The following is a 20,763-nucleotide window of genomic DNA, read 5'->3' as shown; positions in this document are numbered from 1 at the left end:
GGGTCATCAGGTGCTCACCTCTTTCGGGAGCGCCCAGGAGGCGCCCAGCTCGGAGTAGAGGGAGAGGCTGTCGGCGGCGGCGACGACGAGGCCGTCGATGCCGGGGACCACTCGGCGGCGCACACTCCCGTCCTCGCCGGGCGCGAACTCCCATGCGTCCGCCGGGAGTTCGACCGGGTCGGGGGCCTGCCGGATCGCCTCGACGACCCGCATGAAGGCGCCCGTCGCGTCGGGCTCGACGAGCAGCTCGGCGCCCTCGGTGAGATGGTCGACGAGGTTCTCCAGCAGGTCGGTGCGGTCGTACTCGTACTCCTCCGGGCCGTGTCCGGAGCGCTGGAGGAGCACGCGGTCCTGCTTGTACCAGAAGGTGATCCGGCCGCTGCTGCCGTGCACGAGGACGTACGGGTCGTCCGGGTGTTCGGCGCACAGGGTGGCGGCGACGGTGACCGGGACGCCGTTCGCGGTGCTGACGCGGACGCACGAGGTGTCGTCGGACTCGATGTCGTTGGCGCGCAGCAGCTCGGTCTCGATGCCGGTGACGTCCTCGGCGCGGGTGCTGCCGCCGAGGGCGAGGCCGGTAGCGACGGCGTGCGCGAGGGGGTTGGTGAGGGCGCCGTCGATGACGTCCACACCGTGCAGCCTGCGCTTGCCCGCCCAGGGCGCGCGCCGGTAGTACGCCTCGTCGCGCGCCCACGCGCCCGCTCCGCCGACGCCGGTCACCGTGCCGATGGCGCCCTCGGCGATCAGTTCCCGGATCGCGGGCACGGCGCCCGAGCCCAGCGACTGGAACCCGATCTGGCAGGCGACCCCGGCCGCCGCGACCCCGTCGGCCATCCGCCGGAACTCGGCGTACGACGGCGCCGGCGGCTTCTCCAGCAGCAGGTGCACGCCCTTGGCGGCGGCGATGAGCGCGAGGTCGGTGTGGGTGGGGATCGGCGTGCAGATCACCGCGATGGCGGCTCCGGTGGAGTCGAGGAGCGCGCCGAAGTCGGCGGACTGCTCGGGCGCGCCGAGCCCGTCCAGCTCCTCGTCGGTCAGCGGGGTCAGCTCGCAGACGCCTGCCAGCCGTACGAGCCCCTTGTCCTGGAGGCGGCGGATGTTCGCGAGATGCCAGTGGCCGTGCCCGCGCGCTCCCGCGAGAACCACCGGAACCGGCGTCGTCAGGCGGGTGGCCGTCGATGCGGCCGCCGTCGGTGTCGTGTTCATGTGTGCCTCCCTGCGCCCGCGCCGCGTGCCACCTCTCGGTCGGCCGTGTCGGCGCTGTCGATCTTTGTGTGCAGGGTAGGCGTCCAGCCGACGTCGGCCGTGAGGTCGCGCTCGCTGCCCGAGTTGTAGGCGTTGTAGATGGTCAGAAGATCGACGGGGAAGCCGTTGAAGAGGGTGCCGGTCTGGTGCAGGGCACTGCCGTTCCAGCTCTTGACCAGGTCGGCGGCCTCGACGTGCCCCGGGGCGGTGAAGGCGTTGTTCTCGGCGTACACGGCGGACTCGGTGGAAACTCCGACGGAGTAGCGGTAGTCGTCGCCGTGGTCGATCAGATAGCGGTTGTTGTAGACGTGCACCTGCCCGAAGCGGACGCGCGGGGCGCGCTGCGTGACCGAGCGGAACTCGTTGTGGTGCAGGGTGACGCGGAGCTTCCCGCGGTCGCCGGTGGCCGCGTCCCCGCTGCCGATGAGCATCGCCTTGTCGTGGTCGGCGAACCTGCTCCAGGAGACGGTGACCAGGTCGGAGCCGTTGGTGATGTCCAACAGGCCGTCGTGGCGCAGGTAGTTGCGGGCGAAGTAGGTGGGCTCGTCGGCGTCGGCGTGCCCCTTGTCGGTGGCGGTGACATGGTCGACCCAGACATGGGTGGCGCCGTTGAGCCAGATGTTGTCGTACGCCGTCTTCCAGTCGCCCAGGCCACCGGAGTTGGGCTGCCAGACGGGGAAGCAGTCGTAGGCGTCGCGGAGTTCGAGGTTACGGACGATCACGTTGTCCGCGTTCTTGACCTGGAGGCTCGCGCCCTTGAGGACGGCGCCCGAACCGAGCCCGACGATCGTCGTGTTGGACCCGACGGCCAGCACGACCCGCTCGGCCTGTCGGGCCGCCGCGACCTGCCGGGCCTCCTCCTGCACCCCGCTCGGCCTGGCGGAACCCCAGGTGCGGGGGTCGTAGGCCGCGAGGTACTTCCGCACGCTGTACCCGGTCCCGTCCGCGTACTCCCCGCAGCCCAACTTCCCACCGTCGTCAGCGGAGTTGGCATCAATGGCACCCACCACCCGGATGATCTTCGGGGTGGCGCTGCCGCCGTCGAGGGCGCGGACGAGTTCACTGCGGCTGCGTACGGTGAACACGTGCGCGTCGTCGGCGGCCGCACCGCCCGTGGTGCCACCGTCGGCGGCGGCCCAGCCGTCGTTCGCGGGGAGGGTGTCGCGGCCGAGATCACGGGCGTCGGCACCGGCGGGCGTACTGAGCACAGCACCCAACAGGCCTACCACTGACGTGACTTGAAGAAGGCGTCTCATCCCTTCACCGCCCCCGCGCTGAAGCCGGTGATCAGCCACTTCTGGATGAAGGCGAAGACGATCACCACGGGTACGGCGGCGATGATGCCGCCCGCCGCGAGGGCGCCCAGGTCGACGCTGTCCGCGCTCATCAGGGTGTTGAGACCGACCGGGATGGTCTGCTTGCCCTGGTCGCTGAGGAACATCAGGGCGAACAGGAAGTGGTTCCAGGAGTGCACGAAGGCGAAGGAGCCGACGGCGATCAACCCGGGCCGCAGCAACGGGAGTACGACGACCCGGAACGCGGTGAACCGGTTGCAGCCGTCGACCCAGGCGGCCTCCTCCAGCGAGTACGGCACGTTCTTGATGAACCCGCTGATCAGGATCATCGACAACGGGAGCTGGAAGACCGTCTCGGCGATGATGACACTGCCCAGCGAGTTGATCATCTGGAGTTCGGCGAAGATCTGGAACAGCGGCACCAACAGCAGGGCGCCCGGCACGAATTGGGAGCAGAGCAGGGCCAGCATGAAGGCGCGCTTGACCTTGAAGTCGAAGCGGGCGAGGGCGTAGCCGCCGGCGAGGGCGACGAGCGTCGTCATCACCAGCGTGGCGACGCCGACGAGGATGCTGTTCTCGAAGTACGTGCCGAAGGACCGCTCCGTCCACACCTTCTCGAAGTGGTCGAGGGTCATCGGCCAGGGGACGAGTGACGTCGAACCGGCGGGGCGCAGCGCGAAGAGCAGGATCCAGTAGAAGGGGATGAGGGTGAAGACGAGGTAGATCCCGAGGGGGAGGTAGATCTGCCAGCGCGGGGCCTCGTCCCAGGCGCGGCGCTGCTTCCTGTGCGGGCGCGGCGGCTCGGGGATGTCGTCCACGGGCGTGGGCACGATCACGGTGGCTTCCTTGGTGATCACTTGTTCTCCCCTCCGAACTTGCTCAGCCGCAGGTAGACGATCGAGAAGAAGAGCAGGATCACGAACGCGACCGTGGTGAGGGCGGAGGCGTAGCCGAAGTTGTGGGCGTCGACGCTGGTGTTGGCGATGTAGAGCGGGAGTGTCGTGGTCTCGCCGGCCGGTCCGCCGCCCGTGAGGGTGTAGAGCAGGTCGACGTTGTTGAACTCCCAGACCGCGCGCAGCAGCGTGGACAGGACGATGGCGTCCTTGAGGTGCGGCAGCGTGATGTGCCAGAACTGCTTGATCCGGCTGGCCCCGTCGACCTCGGCGGCCTCGTACAGGTCCTTCGACACGGACTGGAGGTCGGCGAGGATGAGGATCGCGAAGAAGGGCACGCCTCGCCAGAGGTCGGCGACGATCGCCGCCGGGAACACGGTGGAGGTGTCCGACAGCCAGCTCGTGCCGTACGTGCCGATGCCCGCGTCGGCGAGGTAACGAGTAATACCCGTCTGGGAGTTGTAGAGCAGCACCCAGATCGCGGAGGTGAGGACGCCCGAGACGGCCCAGGGCGAGAAGACCAGCGCGCGGCCGATCGACCGCCCCACGAAGGTCTGGTTGACGATGAGCGCGAGCGCCAGACCGAACATCAGCTGCAGGCCGACCTCGACGACGACCCACTTCCCGCTGAAGATCAGCGTGTCCCAGAACTGGGGGTCGTCGGTGAAGGCGTGCGTGAAGTTGTCGAAACCCGCGAAGCCGTTGCGCCATGGCTTGGTGGGGTTGAAGTTCTGCAGGCTGTAGTAGAAGACGCTGATCACCGGGTAGGCGATGAAGCCCAGCATGAGCAGGGCGGCCGGTGCGATCAGCAGATACGGGAGCCTGCGCGGCGTCGCGGAGGCACGTCGCCGCCGGGGTGGCGCGGGCGGTTTCGCCACGGCTGCGGCTTGGGCCATGACTGTTCTCCGTTCAGTACGTCGTGCGTGCGTCGTACGGGAAGCGCTTTCTCCTGGTGCAGGGCTGTGCGAGTGGTGCAGGGAGTACGGGTGGTGCAGGGGCGTGCAAGTGGTGCAAGGCCGTACGAGGTCGTGCGAGGTCGTGCTCTGCTGGCGGTCAGCCCGCGTACGGGTCGTGCACCTTGCCCGGCCGGGCGAGGAACTCGAAGTCGCAGCCGGTGTCGGCCTGGGTGATCTGCTCGTTGTAGAGCGCCCCGTAGCCGCGCTCGTACCGCTCGGCCGGAGGCGTCCACTCCGCCCGCCGAAGCGCCAACTCACCCTCATCCACGTTGAGTTGGAGTGACCGTCCCTCGACATCGAGGGTGATGGAGTCACCGGTGCGGACGAGTGCGAGGGGCCCGCCGACATGCGACTCGGGCGCCACGTGGAGCACGCACGTGCCGTAACTGGTCCCACTCATCCGGGCGTCGGAGATCCGCACCATGTCCCGTACACCCTGCTTGAGCAGGTGGTCGGGAATGGGCAGCATCCCGTACTCGGGCATGCCCGGGCCGCCCTTGGGACCGGAGCCGCGCAGCACCAGAACCGTGTCGGCGGTGACGCCCAACTCCGGGTCGTTGATGGTGCGTTGCATGGTCCTGTAGTCGTCGAAGACGACCGCGCGTCCGGTGTGCTTGAGCAGGTGCGGCTCGGCGGCGATGTGCTTGATGACGGCACCGTCGGGGCACAGGTTGCCGCGCAGGACAGCGACCCCGCCCTCCTTCGCGACCGGGTTGTCCCGGAGCCGGATGACCTCGTCGTTGTGCACCTGGGCGCCGTCGAGCTGCTCGCGCATGCTGTCGTACGAGACGGTCGGCCGGTCCAGATGCAGTAGGTCGGTGATCCGGGAGAGGAACCCGGGCAGGCCACCGGCGAAGTGGAAGTCCTCCATGAGGTACGTCTGTCCGCCCGGCCGTACGTTGGCCAGCACCGGCACGGTCCGCGCGATGCGGTCGAAGTCGTCCAGGGTGAGCCGTACGCCGGCCCGGCCCGCCATGGCGATCAGATGGATCACTGCGTTGGTGGAGCCGCCGAGGCCGAGGACGGTGGTGACCGCGTCGGTGAAGGCGTCGGCGGTGAGGATGTCGCTCAACTTCCGGTCCTGATGGACCAGTTCGACGATCCTGAGACCGGAGGAGGCGGCCATCCGGTCGTGCCCGGAGTCGACGGCCGGGATGCTGGACGCCCCCGGCACGGTCACCCCGAGTGCCTCGGCGGCGGCGGTGAGCGTGGACGCCGTACCCATGGTCATGCAGTGCCCGGGCGAACGGGCGAGCCCGCTCTCCAGCTCCGTCATCTCGCAGTCGCCGATGAGCCCGGCGCGCTTGTCGTCCCAGTACTTCCACATGTCGGTGCCGGAGCCGAGGACCTCGTTGCGCCAGTGCCCCGGCAGCATGGGCCCGGCGGGCACGAAAACGGCGGGCAGATCGACGGAGGCAGCCCCCATGAGCAGGGCGGGCGTGGACTTGTCGCAGCCGCCCATCAGGACGGCGCCGTCGACCGGGTACGAGCGCAGCAGCTCCTCGGTCTCCATGGCGAGGAGGTTGCGGTAGAGCATGGGGGTCGGCTTCTGGAAGGTCTCGCTGAGCGTGGAGACCGGGAACTCCAGGGGGAATCCGCCCGCCTGCCAGACGCCCCGCTTCACGGCCTGCGCCCGGTCACGGAGGTGCACATGACAGGGATTGATGTCCGACCAGGTGTTGAGAATCGCGATGACGGGCTTGCCGAGGTGCTCTTCGGGGAGGTAACCGAGCTGACGGGTACGGGCCCGATGACTGAAGGAGCGAAGCCCGTCGGTCCCGTACCACTGATGACTTCTCAGCTCTTCGGGTGCTTTTCGTACCTGGGCGGGCTTCATATGGACCATCCGGCGGCTATGGCGGCGACCTCGGCGCGTTCGTCCTCGGGCAGCGCGCGGCTCGGCGGCCGGACGTCGCGCCGGCACAGCCCCAGTGAGGCGAGGGCCTCCTTGACGACGGTCACGTTGTTCGCGGAGGCGTTGGCGCCGCGCAGTTCCTCGAAGCGGCGGATCTGCTCCCAGACCTTCATGGCGGCCGGGTAGTCGCCGGATCGAAGCGCTTCGATCATGTTCAGCGAAACGGCCGGGGCGACGTTCACGAGCCCGGAGGTGAAGCCGGTGGCGCCGGCGGAGAAATAGGAGGGGGCGTAGGGCTCGGCGAGCCCGGCGACCCAGACGAAGCGTTCGAGCCCGGCGTCACGGGCGAAGGCGGCGAAGCGGGCGGCGTCCGGGACGGCGTACTTCACACCGATGACATTCGGGCAGACATCGGCGAGTTCGGCGAGCCGCAGACCGCTCAGCGAGGCGTTGCGGATGTACGGAACGACCCCGAGGTCGGGAACGGCCTCGGCGATGGCCCGGTGATAGTCGACCCAGCCACCCTCCGAGACATACGGATGGATGGGCTGATGGACCATCACCATCGAGGCGCCGCTGTCGCGGGCGTGCCGGGCGGCGGCCACGGCGGTCGGTACGTCGTGTCCGACGCCGACGAGAATCGCGGCGCGGTCGCCGACCTCGTCGAGGGTCGACTCGGTGACGAGGAGCCGTTCTTCGGGGGTGAGGGTGTAGAACTCGCCCGTATTGCCGTTCGGCGTAAGGGTGTTGATGCCTCCGTCGAGGAGCCGGCGCAGCAGGGCCCGGTGGGCGGGCTGGTCGACGGTGCCGTCCTCGGCGAACGGGGTCACCGGGATCGCCACCACGTCGGCCAGGGCCGCCCGTTGGGTCTCGAAGGCCACGCCGCTCATTCCTGACCGTCCTCTCGCTGGACCTCGGACTCCCCTGCGGGGTAAGCCCGTTGGACGAACGACTCGATATGGGCGTGCAGGGCGCGCGCCGCGCCGTCGGCGTCTCCGTCGAGGGCGAGCCGCAGGATCTCCCGGTGCTCGTCGGCCTCCCGCTCCCAGGAGGGGTTGGCGGCCCAGGCGACGGCGGAGACCAGGGCGGCCTGGTCGCGCACCTCGTCGAGCATCCGGCCGAGCAGCGGATTGCCGCACCGCACGTAGAGGGAACGGTGGAACTCCCGGTTGGCCAGGGAGCGTTCGGCGGTGTCGGCGGCCTGATCGGCGCGGGTCAGCGCGTCACGGGCGGCATCGAGCGAAGCTCCTCTCCGCACGGACCGCTTGAGGGCCTCCGGCTCCAGGAGCAGCCGTACGTCGTAGACCTCACGCGCCATGTCCGCGTCCACCATGCGCACCGTGACGCCCTTGTACTGGTTCATCACGACGAGCCCGGTACCGGCCAGCGTCTTGAGCGCCTCGCGCACCGGGGTCTTCGACACCCCGAACAGTGCGGCGAGTTCGGTCTCGACCAGGGCCTGCCCCGGGGTCAACTGCCCGGTGAGGATGCGGTGTTTGATCCCCTCCAGCACGAACTGCGTGCGGGACGGGATCGGCGTGGGCACAGAGGTCATGCGCGCCTCTCGAATATCTCACATATCGCGTCTCATATATGACGTACGAAGTACGACGGGTTGAAGGTAGGAGCGGCCCTGTGTTTCGTCAACGCTTCTGACAAAAGAAGTTGACCGGGGACAGTCAGATGATCTTGGTCGTGCCCTCGTACGCGGTGTCGGTGGGCCCGCCGAAGACTGCGGCGGCGCGCTCGGTCGCGAGGTCGGGGGTGAGCGTGGGCCCGACGTGGGTGATGAGCAACGAAGCGGCGCCCTTCGCGTACGCGCCGGCGTCCTCCGGGGTCAGATGCACCTGTTCGCCATCGCGATCGCCATGCCGGTCGATGTCGGCCTCGCACAGGAACAGGTCGGCGCCGCGGGAGAGTTCGGCGAGCGCGTCGCAGGGTCCGGTGTCACCGGAGTACGCGAACACCTTGCCCTGCGACTCGGCGCGCAGCCCGTACGCCTCGGTGCCGTGGGAGACCGCGCGGGTCGTGAGACGCAGGTTCCAGTGCCGGACGGTGTGGCCGTCGTACAGGGGCCTGAAGTCGAGGATTCCACTGAGGAAGGAAGTGTCCGCCCGCCCGAAGAAACCGGCGAGGCGGAGGGCGCAGGAACGCGGGGCGTAGACGGGGATGGGAGCGGGCGGGGTGAGCCCGCCGTACGCGAACCCATAGATGGCGGCAAGCAGATCGGCGCTGTGATCGGCGTGCAGATGGGAGATCCAGATCGCGGTGAGCCGGGCGGGGTCGGTGTGCCGTTGCAACTCCGCGAAGGTTCCGGGCCCGGCGTCGACCCAGATCTCGGCGCCGCCGCCGCGCAGGAGGTAGCCGGAGCAGGGGCGTCCTGGCGTGGGGTGGGGGGAGGCTGTGCCGAGGACGGTGAGGCTCAGGGGCATGCGGGGAGCGTACGGGGCGGTGCGGGCGGGCGTACGGGGAATGGAATGCCGTGCAGGCAGGGGCTGCCGCCCACGCCCCCGCACGCAAGCCGGCAGCCCCGCTCTTCGTGCGCCTTGTCCGCCCCTTCAAGGTCGTTCGAGTGGTGGGCCGGGGTCCGGGGCCCCGGGACGGCCGGCCTGGTAACCGCCGAGCAGGGGGATCACACCGCTCCCGTCCAGCACCGCGACGGCGAACGGCCGGTCCAGGCGCACCGAGACCGTCCGCAGCAGTTGTCCGGGGCCGTCAAAATGGTTCCGGTTCGCCTGGTCCGCCCAGGACCGGTCCTCGACCGGGCAGGCTGCGGTCCCGGAGGACATGCCCTCCTCGCCGAACCGTACGGCGCAGCTCTGGACGACGCGTTCGCAGTGGACGGGCTCGGAGAACATCCGGGGAAGTTCGGCCGACGCCGAGAAGACACGCTCCACGCCCAGTGCGGTCAGATGGGGCGACACATCGATGTCGCCGGACAGCCGGAGACGTGGCAGTTCCAGAAGCACCGCTTCGGGGCGTCCCCCGGCCCGACTCCCACGGAGCGCCTTCCCGTGAGCGGCCGGGGACCACGCTGCCGCCAGCACCTGCGCGGGCGGGACCTGCCGGTTCTCACCCAGTGCGAAACGAACCCTGACGGGTCCCGCGGCGGGCACCGCTCCCCCGCCCGCCGCACGAGCCCGCCGTTCGACCACCGTGACCCGGCCGCCCGGCCGCACGAGGGTCCAGGCGTCCTCGACCGGCACCTCCGCGACCATGGCGGGCACGGGGTGAGCCACTCCCCCCGCATCGGTGAACAGGAGTTCCCGCGTGAAGTACGGATCGAAGGGCTGCTCCCACTCGGCTTCCAGCGCGGCCGTGCTGACGAGCAGGGCACAGCGCGCGGGATCGGCACACTGCGGCACCCGGCCGAGCGGGGTCTCCGTGCCGTGCGCCCACCGGCGGCGCCCACCGGGGCCGTCGAGGCCGGGCCGCCCGACCGTGATGCCGTACGAGCGGGTGTGAAGTTCCGGCCGTTCCGGAACCTGGCTCAGCACCCTCACCCCGGTCACGAACACGTCGTTGCGACCGAGTTCGCGGACCGCTGTGTCCTGCGCACCGACCGGACCGACGACTCCCCGCAGTTCGTCGCGAGTTGCCCCGTCCGCGCAGGCCTCCAAGGCCGTCAGTGCCAGCCACAGAGCGGCAGGCGAGCAGATCACATCACGCCCGCCATGGGTTGCCGGATCGTCGAAGAGCGATTCCAGCCACAGCTCGGCCAAGGCGGAGATCGCCTCCGTGCCGTTGTTCTCCGCTCGCATCATCTTCCGACTCCGTTCCCCCTTGCGGACAACCGGTGCGATCCGGGCCAGTGGCCGAAATACCGCCCGTGATCCATAATTTGGGCCACGTTGAGCCATGACGGCAAGTGGGGTGTCCCATGGAACCGCGAGCAATGGCGGTAGCTGCGCAGGAACTTGAGCTCGGCACTCTCGGGGGTCTGGTGGAGAACAACCCCAAGCATCGTGAATGGGCGGCGATCGTTCCCCTGTCGCTTGTCGGCCTGGGCGCCGGCGGCGCTCGCGCTGGGGCTCGCCTGCTGGTTCCTGCTGCGTGCCAGGCCGCTGAAGACATGGGTCGCCTGGTACGAGCACGGCGTCGTGCGTCAAGTTGGCGATCAGGAGCCTGAGGCGTACGGCTGGGACGAGATCGACATGGTCGCCAGGCAGGACGTCAAGGTGGTCAAGCAGTTCGGCAGCTATATGCAGTACCGGCTGCTGGTGATACCGGAGGCCGGTGGCCTGATCGTCGTGGACAACACGTACGCCGGCGTCCTCCCGTTCGTCGAGGAGCTGACCGACACTTTCAGCCGCTCGCGGGTGAAGCAGGACGCGGCCCGGCTCGATGCGGGTGAGCGCGTGGACTTCGGTGGCATCGTCGACATCAACACGGGAGGCGTCGGAAAGGGCAGTCGGCGGCTCGGATGGCGCGAGGTCGAGCGAATCGACCTGAAGCAGGGCGGCTTGCACATCCATCGGCGTGGCGACGCGAAACCCTGGATGGTGCTGCCCGCGGTCGGCTTCCCCAACCTGCTGGTCTTCCTTGCTCTCTTCGACGCGCTGCAGAGCCAGAACGGCGCATGACATCCGGACCTCGTCCATTCCGTTTCCAAGGCACCTGCCCGATCCCTCCCCCCACCCCTTAGCTCCACGATGACCAGGCATGAAGACTCGAACCTGGTCTGTTCTCCGCGTCCTGCGCGACCGCAACGCGGGCCTCTACCTCGCCGGAGTCGTGGTCTCCGGCTTCGGTACGTCGGCGCTGTGGCTGGCGTCCGGCATCTGGGTCAAGGACCTCACCGGCTCGGACGGCCTCGCAGCGCTCTGTCTGTTCGCGATGTGGGCGCCGAGCCTGGCAGGCCCGCTCCTTGGCACGCTCGCCGACCGCACCCGCCGCAAACCGCTCCTGATCTGGACGAACCTGATCCTCGCAGCCCTCCTGCTGACCCTGTTCGCGGTCGACTCCGCGGGCCACCTGTGGATCCTCTTCGCCGTCCTGCTGGTGTACGGCACGGCGGGCGTCGTCCATGACGCGGCCGAGGCGGCGCTGGTCGCCACGGCCGTCGACAAATCGCTCCTGGGTGACTTCAACGGCCTGCGCATGACGGCGAACGAGGGCATGAAACTGGTCGCCCCACTGGCCGGCGCGGGCCTCTACGCGGCGTACGGCGGCCCGAGCGTGGCCCTCCTGGACGCGGTCACGTTCGTACTGGCCACCGTCCTGTACGCCTTTCTGCGCGTCCGCGAGGCCACCCCGCGGACCACGAAAGCCGGCACCGCCGAGGGCGCCCGCTTCCTGTGGCGGCACGACCACCTGCGCCCGCTCGTCCTGGCGGGCGGCACGACGATGCTCCTGTCGGGCCTGAGTGCCGCCACCCTCTACGCCGTCATCGAGGGGCTCGGCCACTCCCCCGCGTACGCCGGTCCGCTGTACGTCCTCCAGGGCGTCGGCTCGGTGACGCTCGGCCTGGCCTCGGGCCCGCTGCTGCGCCGCCTCGGGGAGCGCGGGTTCGCCGCGTACGGGATCGCCCTGACGTCCGCCGCCATGGCACTCCGGGCGGTGCCTGCCGACCTCGCGGTCCTCGCGTCGGGCGTGGCCAACGGGATCGGCCTGCCCTGCGTCCTGATCGCGGGCCTGACCGCCGTACAGCGCGAGACCCCTCAGGAGCTGCTCGGCCGTACGGCGGCGACCGCCAACACCCTGATGTTCGCGCCCACGGCGATCGGCCTGGCCGTGGGCGCGGCACTGGTCGAACTCGTCGCCCACCAGGTGCTTCTCGCGGCTTACGCCCTCGCTCTCCTGCTGACCACGGTCCCGCTGTTTCAGCGCCGGGCCAGTGCCTCCCGTACGACCTCCAGGTCGCCGTCCGACGCCAACCCGGCGTGATACAGCCGCAGTTCGGTGGCGCCGAGGCCGGCCGCACGCTCCGCGTCCGCCGCGAGGGTGCCGGGGCTGCCGCCCATCCCGGACACCACAACGAAATTGGCGGCCAGCACGGCATCCGCGCGACGCTGTTCGGCGAACGGGGTCAGCAGTCCCGCACCGCCCGTGCAGGGCACCACCACACCGTCCGCGACGGACAGGATGTGCACGGGGTCCACACCGGGGTTGGCGCCGACGTGGTACGAGACCGGGTCCGCATGCAGCAGCACCTGGAAGCCGTCCGGAGCCACCGCCCGAACGGCAGCCACCGCCGCCTCCTGAAGCGTGCGGGCCGTTTCCTCGCGCCACGCGCGCGTGAGGGCCGCCTTCTCCTCCCCGAGCGCCTTCTCGACCCCTGCCCACCCCGCATCCCCCTCATCGGACAGCGCGCCCCGCCACAACGGCTCCAGCGCGCCCCGTACGGCCGCCGCCAGCTCGTCGGGATCGAGGCCCGTCCCGCCGTACCCCGCCCGGCAGGACGGGCAGAAGCAGAGCGCCATCAGATACTGCCCGGCGTCGCCGAGCCCGATGGCGCCGGTCTTGTCGTGGGCGTGCAGATGCATCAACCCGTACCAGCCCAGCGACTCCAGCTCCGTACCGCGCGCCCCGGGGCGTACCGCTGCCTCCGCCGCCAGATCCACGAGGTACGCGCGCGTGGCGGGCTGCGCGATGCAGGGCGCCCACGGGTAGCGGTCTCCGTAGGCGTTGACCACGGAGGTGTCCGGGTGCTCGGCGCCGAGGCGGGAGTTGTGGGCGAGGACGACCCAGGTGTGCACGTCGAGGCCCGCGTCGGCGAGGGCGGCGGCTGCCTCGCCGTACGCGTCCCCGGGGGCCCACGCCCCGGCCACGTACGGACGCAGCTCACGGCCCGCCCAGCGCTCGTCCGGGGGGTACAGCACGGCCGCGTGCTCGGCGGTGACGATGCGGTGGCGCGGGTGGCGGGGGGTCAACGCGCGCGTGGAGTGGTACGCGGAGGCCAGCGTCACCTGCTCCACGCCGAGCGCGGCGATCCGCGGGGCGGCGTCGGGGTCGCCGTTGACGTCCCAGGGATAGACGAATGCGGACGCCTTCACACGCTCTCCTCGAACTCGGAATCGACGGCGGCCCCGGAAGCGGCCCCCGTGCCCGTGCCCTCGTCGAGCAACGCGTAACCCCGCTCCACGAGCTGGGCCAGCTGCTTCACATGCTCCTCGCTCGGCTCGTGCAGCGGCGGCCGGACCTCCCCGACGTCCAGCCCGGTCTGCCGTACGCCCGCCTTGACGAGCGAGACGGCGTACCCGCGCCCCTGCGCGCGCAGCTCGACGAACGGCCGGTAGAAGCCGTCCACGAGCCGGTTCGCGGTCGCGTCGTCGCCGGTGTTGAGCGCCTTGTGGAAGGCGAGGGCGATCTCGGGCGCGAAGCAGAAGACGGCCGACGAGTAGAGGGTGACGCCGATGCCCTTGTAGGCGAGCCCGGTCAGTTCGGCGGTCGGCAGCCCGTTGAAGTACAGGAAGTCGCCGGGCACCTCGGCGCGTACGGCGCTCACGATCCGCTGCATCAGGTCCAGGTCGCCGACCCCGTCCTTGAGCCCGATGATCCCCTCGGTACGCGCCAGCCCGACGACGGTCTCCGGGGTGAACACGGCGTTGTCGCGCTGGTAGACGATCACCGGCAGGGCGGTGGACGCGGCCAGCTCCCGGTAGTGGCGCAGCAGCCCCTGCTGCCCGGCCACCACCAGGTACGGCGGCATGGCGAGCAGCCCGTCGGCCCCGGCCTCCTCGGCGAGACGCGCGTAGCGCACGGCGAGCGCGGTGCCGTATCCGGCGCCCGCGACCACGGGCACGCGCCCGGCCGTCTCCGCCACCGCCGCCCGTACGCAGTCCTGGAACTCCTCGGGTGTCAGCGCGTGGAACTCCCCGGTGCCGCAGCAGGCGAACACGGCCGCGGCGCCCGCCTCCACCCCCCGGCGCACATGGGCGCGGTAGACGTCGAGGTCGAGCGAGCCGTCGGGGCCGTACGCGGTGACGGGGAAGAACAGCGGCCCGCTCGGGACGGTGAGGCGGGCGGCCAGGGCGGCTGACGTCACGGACTCTCCCTAGACATACACATGCGTGCATGCTTCTGATCCACGTCTACATGTCTGAACGCGTCCACGCTAATCGGCCCCCTTGGGGGCGGTCAAGCGCGCAAACCCGCAACACAGGAGCGGATTCCGCCGCCTCGCGCCACACTTGACGAGGCCGGTCCACGATCCCTAGCGTGTCCATGAATGTGAATGCTGTACACGAATGCGCCTGCGATGGTGCCCGCCGGAATGCTTCTGCCGACTCCAGGAGACCCGAGAATGCCCGCTCCCCGCACCGTCCTGCTCACCGGCGCCGCCGGCGGTCTCGGCACCCTCATGCGGGAACTGCTCCCGTCGTACGGCTACGAACTGCGTCTGTTCGACCTGCTCCCCATCGAGGGCGAGCCGGACGCGATCACCGCGGACCTCACCGACCGGGCGGCGCTTCGCGAGGCCGTGCGGGGCGTCGACGCGATCGTCCACCTCGCGGGCATCTCGCTGGAGTCCTCCTTCGACAAGATCCTGAAGGCGAACATCGAGGGCACGTACAACCTGTACGAGGCCGCGCGCGAGGAAGGCGTCGGACGGATCGTCTTCGCCTCCTCCAACCACGCCGTCGGCTTCACGCCCCGCCCCGAGGGGACCGACCCGCTGATCCCGGTCGCCACCCCGCACCGCCCGGACACCTTCTACGGCCTGTCCAAGTCGTTCGGCGAGGACCTGGCGCAGCTCTACTGGGACAAGCACGGTCTGGAGACCGTCTCGGTGCGCATCGGCTCCTGCTTCGCCGAGCCGACGACCGTACGGATGCTGTCGATCTGGATGAGCCCCGCGGACGGCGCCCGTCTCCTCCACGCGGCCCTGACCGCCGAGGAAGTCGGCCACACCGTCGTCTACGGCTCCTCCGCCAACACCCGCCTGTGGTGGGACCTCAGCAGCGCGCGGGCGCTCGGTTACGACCCGCAGGACGACTCCGAGCCCTACGCCGAGAAGCTGATCGCCGAGCAGGGCGAGCTCCAGCCCGGCAACGAGGCGCACGCCCACCTCGGCGGCGCCTTCGTGACCGACCCGCCCATCTGGCCGTACTAGCCTGCCCAGATCACGCTGCGGACGGGCGCCGAACGGGCCGTCCGCAGCGTTGTTCGGGCATGGGCGATGGCACGGAATCCGCCGCGGCAGCGGCGATTCAGGGGCGCGGGGAACTGCGCGACCAGCCACATCCGGCCCGCACCCGCACCACGACGGCACCCCCGAGCCCATGGGCGCACCCCGCCCGAACGGGCACAGCCGGTCACTATCACCCCCGTAACAGACCTGGTCACCGCCACCCGCCCGCTGTAGAACTTCCTCCACAGGGCCCGAACGGGCAACGCGGCACAGGAAGGCGGGTGACGACATGAGCGGCACCGCGGAGGACCGCCAGCGGCACATCGTGCGGGCCGCCCGTGCCACCGGTTCGGTCGACGTGACCGCCCTCGCCGCCGATCTGGGCGTGGCCAAGGAGACCGTACGACGGGATCTGCGCGCCCTGGAGGACCACGGCCTGGTCCGCCGCACCCACGGCGGCGCCTATCCCGTGGAGAGCGCCGGTTTCGAGACGACGCTCGCCTTCCGCGCCACCAGTCATGTGCCCGAGAAGCGCCGGATCGCCGCCGCGGCGGCCGAGCTGCTCGGGGACGCCGAAACGGTCTTCGTCGACGAGGGGTTCACCCCGCAGCTCATCGCCGAGGCCCTGCCCAGGGACCGGCCGCTGACCGTGGTCACCGCGTCCCTGCCCGTAGCGGGCGCGCTCGCGGAGACCGAGAACACCTCGGTCCTGCTGCTGGGCGGCCGGGTTCGCCCCGGCACCCTCGCGACGGTCGACCACTGGACGACGAAGATGCTGGCCGGCTTCGTCATCGACCTGGCCTTCATCGGCGCCAACGGCATCTCCCGCGAACACGGCCTGACGACACCCGATCCCGCCGTCAGCGAGGTCAAGGCACAGGCGATCCGGGCCTCCCGGCGCACGGTGTTCGCGGGCGTGCACACCAAGTTCGGGGCGGTGAGCTTCTGCAGGTTCGCCGACATCGGCGACCTGGACACGATCGTCACGAGCACGCTGCTGCCGACGGCGGAGGCGCACCGCTATTCACTGCAGGGACCGCAGGTCATACGAGTCTGACCAAGCCCGATCCGAGCCCGCCCCGAACCCAATCCAAGCCCGAGCCCCCGATCCTCCCAACCCATCCACCCCGCCCGCGCCCCTTATGTCCCCATACCTCCAGGAGCGATCCATGCGAACCCCGAGCCGACGGAGGCCGCGAGCCACGCTCGCCCTGGCCGCCGCAGGGACGCTGCTCGCCCCGCTGCTCTCCGGCTGCTGGGCCGGAGCGGGCGGGTCCGGTTCCGGCGGCGACGCCGTCAACGTCCTGATGGTGAACAACCCGCAGATGGTCGAGTTGCAGAAGCTCACCGCGGCCCACTTCACCAAAGAGACCGGCATCAAGGTCAACTTCACCGTCCTGCCCGAGAACGACGTCCGCGACAAGATCAGCCAGGACTTCGCCAACCAGGCGGGCCAGTACGACGTGGCGACCCTCTCCAACTACGAGATCCCGATCTACGCCCGCAACGGCTGGCTGCGCGAGATGAACACGTACGTCGCGAAGGACAGCGCGTACGACGAACAGGACGTCCTCAAGCCGATGCGCGAGTCCCTCACGGGAGACGACGGCAAGCTGTACGGCCAGCCCTTCTACGGCGAGTCGTCCTTCCTGATGTACCGCAAGGACGTGTTCGAGGCGAAGGGCCTCACCATGCCCCCGCACCCCACGTGGACCCAGGTCGCCGACCTGGCGGCGAAGGCCGACGGCGCCGAGTCCGGCATGAAGGGCATCTGTCTGCGCGGGCTGCCGGGCTGGGGCGAGGTCATGGCCCCGCTGACGACGGTGGTGAACACCTTCGGGGGCACCTGGTTCGACAAGGACTGGAAGGCGCGGCTCGACTCCCCCGAGTGGAAGCAGGCGGTGACCTTCTACGTCGACCTGGTCCGCGAGCACGGCGAGTCCGGCGCCCCCCAGTCCGGCTTCGCCGAGTGCCTCAACAACATGACCCAGAGCAAGGTCGCCATGTGGTACGACGCCACCTCCGCGGCCGGCTCACTGGAGTCGGCGAACTCCCCGGTCAAGGGCAAGATCGGCTACGTACCGGCGCCCGTCGAGAAGACGGAGTCCTCCGGCTGGCTCTACACCTGGGCCTGGGGCATCCAGAAGGCCTCCCGAAACCCCGACGACGCCTGGAAGTTCGTGTCCTGGGCGTCCAGCAAGCAGTACGAGCAGCTGGTCGGCGACGAGATCGGCTGGTCCAACGTCCCGGCGGGCAAGCGCGCTTCGACGTACGAGAACGCCGACTACCGCCAAGAGGCCGCCGCCTTCCAGGAGATGACGAAGGAGGCCATCGAGGGCGCCCGCCCGAACGACCCCGGAGTACAGCCGCGCCCGGCACCCGGCATCCAGTTCGTGGGCATCCCCGAGTTCACCGATCTCGGCACCAAGGTCTCGCAGGAGATCAGCGCGGCCATCGCCGGACGCCAGTCCGTCGAGTCGGCCCTGAAGAAGTCCCAGAAGCTGGCAGAGGAGATCTCCGAGGAGTACGAGGGACGATGACCGCGACCACGACAGCCCCGATCGCCGCACCATCCGTACGCGCCGTGAAGCCCCCCTCGGGCCGTATACGCGCCTGGGCCACCCGAGCCCCACTCCTGCCGGCCCTGATCTTCATGATCGCCGTGACCCAACTCCCGTTCGTGGCCACGCTGGTGATCTCCTTCTTCGACTGGAACTCGCTGTACCCGAAGGCCCGCCACTTCACGGGCTTCGCCAACTACACGGAGGTCCTGACAGACGCGGACCTGCGCCAGTCGGTCTGGACGACGATCCTGCTGACAGCGGCGGTGGTCCTGGCGAGCCTGATCCTGGGTCTTGGCCTGGCCCTCCTCCTGGACCGCAAGTTCCGCGGCAGGGGCATGGTCCGCACCCTCCTGATCGCCCCCTTCCTGGTGGTCCCGGTGGCGGCGGCCCTGCTCTGGAAGCACGTGCTCTACAACCCCGAATACGGCCTGTTCAACGGCCTGTTGCACTACGTAGGGGGCCCGCAGCCGGACTGGATCTCCAACACCCCGCTGCTCGCGGTGGAGGCATCACTGGTCTGGCAGTGGACGCCGTTCATGATGCTGATCCTGCTGGCGGGCCTGCAGAGCCGCGACCAGCAGCAGATCGAGGCGGCGAAGGTCGACGGCGCGAACGACTGGCAGATCTTCCGCCACCTGACCCTCCCCCACCTCCGCCGCTACCTGGAACTGGGCGCGTTGCTGGGCTCGATCTACATCGTCCAGAACTTCGACGCGGTCTTCACGATCACCTCGGGCGGCCTGGGCACGGCCAACCTCCCCTACACGGTCTACCAGAGCTTCTACCAGGCCCATGAGAACGGCCTGGCCTCCGCGGCCGGCGTCCTGGTGGTCATCGGCTCGATCATCATCGCGACCTTCGCCCTGCGCGTGGTGTCGTCCCTGTTCCGCGAGGAGGCGTCCCGAGCATGAGCGAGACCGCTGTAGGTGTACGTCCGCGCCGCACCCGGGGTACCCGAGGAGCGGGCCTGGGTCTGCTGGCGTGGCTGGCGGGCATCCTGTTCTTCCTCCCGATCGCGTGGATGGCCCTGACGTCCTTCCACTCGGAGGAGGACGCGGCGACGAACCCCCCGTCCTTCGGCGCCGCCCTGACCCTCGACGGCTACCGCGAGTTCTTCGGCACGGGAGGAGGTGCGAGCCCCTGGCCGTCCCTGATCAACTCGACGGTGGCGTCGGTGACATCGACGCTGTTCGTCCTGGTCCTCGCCCTCCCGGCGGCGTACGCACTCTCGATCCGCCCGGTACGGAAGTGGACGGACGTCCTGTTCTTCTTCCTGTCGACGAAGATGCTGCCGGTGGTGGCGGGCCTGCTGCCGATCTACCTGTTCGCGAAGAACACGGACATGCTGGACAACATCTGGCTGCTGGTCATCCTCTACACGTCCATGAACCTGCCGATCGCGGTGTGGATGATGCAGTCGTTCCTCTCCGAGGTCCCGGTGGCGATCATCGAGGCGGCAAGGGTGGACGGGGCGAAGCTGCCCACGATCCTCACCCGGGTCGTCGCTCCGATCGCCCTCCCGGGTATCGCCGCCACATCCCTGATCTGCTTCATCTTCAGCTGGAACGAGTTGCTGTTCGCGCGGGTGCTGACGGGTGTGGTCGCGGAGACGGCCCCCGTCTTCCTCACCGGCTTCATCACCAGCCAGGGCCTGTTCCTGGCGAAGGTGTGCGCCGCGTCGCTCGTCATCTCCCTGCCGGTGCTCGCCGCGGGGTTCGCCGCCCAGGACAAACTGGTCCAGGGCCTGTCACTGGGAGCCGTGAAGTGAAGGCAGCCGTCATCGAGTCCGTGGGCAAGGCCGTCGTCCTGGAGGTCCCGGACCCGACACCGGGCCCCCGCGACGTCGTCGTGGAGGTGGCGGCCTGCGGCCTGTGCGGCACCGATCTGCACATCCTCCAGGGCGAGTTCGCCCCGACGCTGCCGATCGTGCCGGGGCACGAGTTCGCGGGAACGGTGGTGGGGGTGGGTACGTCGGTAACGGAGTTGTCGGTGGGCGACAGGGTCGCAGTGGACCCCTCCCTCTACTGCCACGAGTGCCGCTACTGCCGTACGGGCCACAACAACCTCTGCGAACGCTGGGCGGCGATCGGCGTGACGACGGCGGGGGGCGCGGCGCAGTACGCGGTGGCGCCGGTGGCGAACTGCGTACGCCTCCCGGAGCACATCCGCACCCAGGACGCGGCGCTGGTGGAGCCACTGTCGTGCGCGGTACGGGGCTACGACGTACTCCAATCCCGCCTGGGCGCACATGTCCTGATCTACGGCTCGGGAACGATGGGCCTGATGATGCTGGAGCTGGCGAAGCGGACGGGCGCGGCGAGTGTCGACGTGGTCGACATCAACGCGCAGCGCCTGTCGACGGCGCAGTTGCTGGGCGTGTCGGGTTCGGCGACGAACGCGGACGAGCTGGACCGCCCCCAGGGCTGGGACGTGGTGGTGGACGCGACGGGCAACGCGGCGGCGATCCAGGACGGCCTGGACCGGGTGGCGAAGGCGGGCACGTTCTTGCAGTTCGGCGTGGCGGACTACGCGACCCGGGTCACGATCGACCCGTACCGCATCTACAACCAGGAGATCACCATCACCGGGTCGATGGCGGTGCTGCACAGCTTCGAACGGGCGGCGGAGTTGTTCGCGGCGGGTGTACTGAACCCAGAGATCTTCATCAGCGACCGCCTGCCACTGGAGAGCTACCCGCAGGCGCTGGAACAGTTCGCGTCGGGGGTGGGCAGGAAGATCGTGGTGGTCCCGTAGTCTCTCCTCGCCCCCGCCGCCCCTACCCATTCCCATCCCTGGGGGCTGCGCCCCCAGACCCCCGCTACGGCCCTGAACGGGCCTAGTCCTCAAACGCCGGACGGGCTACTGCATCTCCCGGGGGCTGT

The 20,763-nt window shown here is 69.7% G+C and carries 19 protein-coding genes; 8 read left to right on the top strand and 11 right to left on the bottom strand.

The window, feature by feature from the left end:
- Positions 1 to 6: 6 nt before the first annotated feature.
- The 9 genes from ACWCRB_RS32425 to ACWCRB_RS32385 all read right to left on the bottom strand — a co-directional run bounded on the left by ACWCRB_RS32425 (position 7) and on the right by ACWCRB_RS32385 (position 10,008).
- On the bottom strand, positions 7 to 1,206 hold the full coding sequence (locus tag ACWCRB_RS32425; protein ID WP_450999455.1) for a Gfo/Idh/MocA family protein: 1,200 nt from the start codon (positions 1,204 to 1,206) through the stop codon (positions 7 to 9).
- Positions 1,203 to 2,501: a pectate lyase family protein gene (locus ACWCRB_RS32420; RefSeq protein ID WP_450999454.1), complete on the bottom strand. Its 1,299-nt coding sequence runs from the start codon at positions 2,499 to 2,501 to the stop codon at positions 1,203 to 1,205. The genes ACWCRB_RS32425 and ACWCRB_RS32420 overlap by 4 nt, the downstream gene beginning before the upstream one ends.
- The gene (locus ACWCRB_RS32415; protein ID WP_450999453.1) at positions 2,498 to 3,397 is read right to left on the bottom strand and encodes a carbohydrate ABC transporter permease; all 900 of its coding nucleotides are present in this window, start codon (positions 3,395 to 3,397) and stop codon (positions 2,498 to 2,500) included. The genes ACWCRB_RS32420 and ACWCRB_RS32415 overlap by 4 nt, the downstream gene beginning before the upstream one ends.
- Positions 3,394 to 4,329: a carbohydrate ABC transporter permease gene (locus ACWCRB_RS32410; RefSeq protein ID WP_450999452.1), complete on the bottom strand. Its 936-nt coding sequence runs from the start codon at positions 4,327 to 4,329 to the stop codon at positions 3,394 to 3,396. Before ACWCRB_RS32410 ends, ACWCRB_RS32415 begins: the two co-directional genes overlap by 4 nt.
- Before the next feature lie 157 nt (positions 4,330 to 4,486).
- Positions 4,487 to 6,235, bottom strand: coding sequence for an L-arabinonate dehydratase (gene araD, locus ACWCRB_RS32405; protein WP_450999451.1), 1,749 nt, complete (start codon positions 6,233 to 6,235; stop codon positions 4,487 to 4,489).
- Positions 6,223 to 7,134, bottom strand: a complete 912-nt coding sequence (locus ACWCRB_RS32400; RefSeq protein WP_450999450.1) for a dihydrodipicolinate synthase family protein — start codon at positions 7,132 to 7,134, stop codon at positions 6,223 to 6,225. Before ACWCRB_RS32400 ends, araD begins: the two co-directional genes overlap by 13 nt.
- Complete coding sequence (locus ACWCRB_RS32395; protein WP_450999449.1) at positions 7,131 to 7,799, bottom strand: GntR family transcriptional regulator; 669 nt, start codon at positions 7,797 to 7,799, stop codon at positions 7,131 to 7,133. The genes ACWCRB_RS32400 and ACWCRB_RS32395 overlap by 4 nt, the downstream gene beginning before the upstream one ends.
- Positions 7,800 to 7,923: 124 nt before the next feature.
- Positions 7,924 to 8,676: an MBL fold metallo-hydrolase gene (locus ACWCRB_RS32390; RefSeq protein WP_450999448.1), complete on the bottom strand. Its 753-nt coding sequence runs from the start codon at positions 8,674 to 8,676 to the stop codon at positions 7,924 to 7,926.
- Positions 8,677 to 8,802: 126 nt separating this feature from the next.
- Positions 8,803 to 10,008: a serpin family protein gene (locus ACWCRB_RS32385; RefSeq protein WP_450999447.1), complete on the bottom strand. Its 1,206-nt coding sequence runs from the start codon at positions 10,006 to 10,008 to the stop codon at positions 8,803 to 8,805.
- Between the two features lie 231 nt (positions 10,009 to 10,239).
- Between ACWCRB_RS32385 and ACWCRB_RS32380 the strand changes: the two genes are divergently transcribed.
- Positions 10,240 to 10,827, top strand: a complete 588-nt coding sequence (locus ACWCRB_RS32380; RefSeq protein ID WP_450999446.1) for a DUF6585 family protein — start codon at positions 10,240 to 10,242, stop codon at positions 10,825 to 10,827.
- Between the two features lie 79 nt (positions 10,828 to 10,906).
- Positions 10,907 to 12,130: an MFS transporter gene (locus ACWCRB_RS32375; protein WP_450999445.1), complete on the top strand. Its 1,224-nt coding sequence runs from the start codon at positions 10,907 to 10,909 to the stop codon at positions 12,128 to 12,130.
- Here the strand turns inward: ACWCRB_RS32375 and ACWCRB_RS32370 are convergent.
- Positions 12,067 to 13,239: a hypothetical protein gene (locus tag ACWCRB_RS32370; RefSeq protein WP_450999444.1), complete on the bottom strand. Its 1,173-nt coding sequence runs from the start codon at positions 13,237 to 13,239 to the stop codon at positions 12,067 to 12,069. The genes ACWCRB_RS32375 and ACWCRB_RS32370 overlap by 64 nt on opposite strands.
- Positions 13,236 to 14,231 (bottom strand): 5-dehydro-4-deoxyglucarate dehydratase, encoded by a 996-nt coding sequence (locus ACWCRB_RS32365; RefSeq protein WP_450999443.1) that lies wholly within the window; start codon positions 14,229 to 14,231, stop codon positions 13,236 to 13,238. The genes ACWCRB_RS32370 and ACWCRB_RS32365 overlap by 4 nt, the downstream gene beginning before the upstream one ends.
- 258 nt (positions 14,232 to 14,489) lie before the next feature.
- On the opposite strand from ACWCRB_RS32365, the gene ACWCRB_RS32360 reads away from it, so the two are divergent.
- The 6 genes from ACWCRB_RS32360 (at position 14,490) to ACWCRB_RS32335 (ending at position 20,635) form a co-directional block, all read left to right on the top strand.
- Positions 14,490 to 15,299, top strand: a complete 810-nt coding sequence (locus ACWCRB_RS32360; protein WP_450999442.1) for an NAD-dependent epimerase/dehydratase family protein — start codon at positions 14,490 to 14,492, stop codon at positions 15,297 to 15,299.
- A 307-nt stretch (positions 15,300 to 15,606) separates the two neighbouring features.
- A complete protein-coding gene (locus ACWCRB_RS32355) occupies positions 15,607 to 16,374 on the top strand; it encodes a DeoR/GlpR family DNA-binding transcription regulator (RefSeq protein ID WP_450999441.1) in 768 nt (255 codons plus the stop codon).
- Positions 16,375 to 16,486: 112 nt separating this feature from the next.
- Entirely contained in the window at positions 16,487 to 17,857 is a 1,371-nt protein-coding gene (locus ACWCRB_RS32350) for an ABC transporter substrate-binding protein (protein WP_450999440.1), read from the top strand.
- Entirely contained in the window at positions 17,854 to 18,792 is a 939-nt protein-coding gene (locus ACWCRB_RS32345; protein WP_450999439.1) for a carbohydrate ABC transporter permease, read from the top strand. Before ACWCRB_RS32350 ends, ACWCRB_RS32345 begins: the two co-directional genes overlap by 4 nt.
- Entirely contained in the window at positions 18,789 to 19,649 is an 861-nt protein-coding gene (locus ACWCRB_RS32340; RefSeq protein ID WP_450999438.1) for a carbohydrate ABC transporter permease, read from the top strand. Before ACWCRB_RS32345 ends, ACWCRB_RS32340 begins: the two co-directional genes overlap by 4 nt.
- Positions 19,646 to 20,635, top strand: a complete 990-nt coding sequence (locus ACWCRB_RS32335; protein ID WP_450999437.1) for a zinc-dependent alcohol dehydrogenase family protein — start codon at positions 19,646 to 19,648, stop codon at positions 20,633 to 20,635. Before ACWCRB_RS32340 ends, ACWCRB_RS32335 begins: the two co-directional genes overlap by 4 nt.
- The last annotated feature ends 128 nt before the right edge of the window (positions 20,636 to 20,763 follow it).

It is taken from the genome of Streptomyces sp. NPDC002156, from assembly GCF_053593675.1.
The sequence above is the reverse complement of the archived record's forward strand: the minus strand, read 5'-3'. Positions and strand labels throughout refer to the sequence as shown.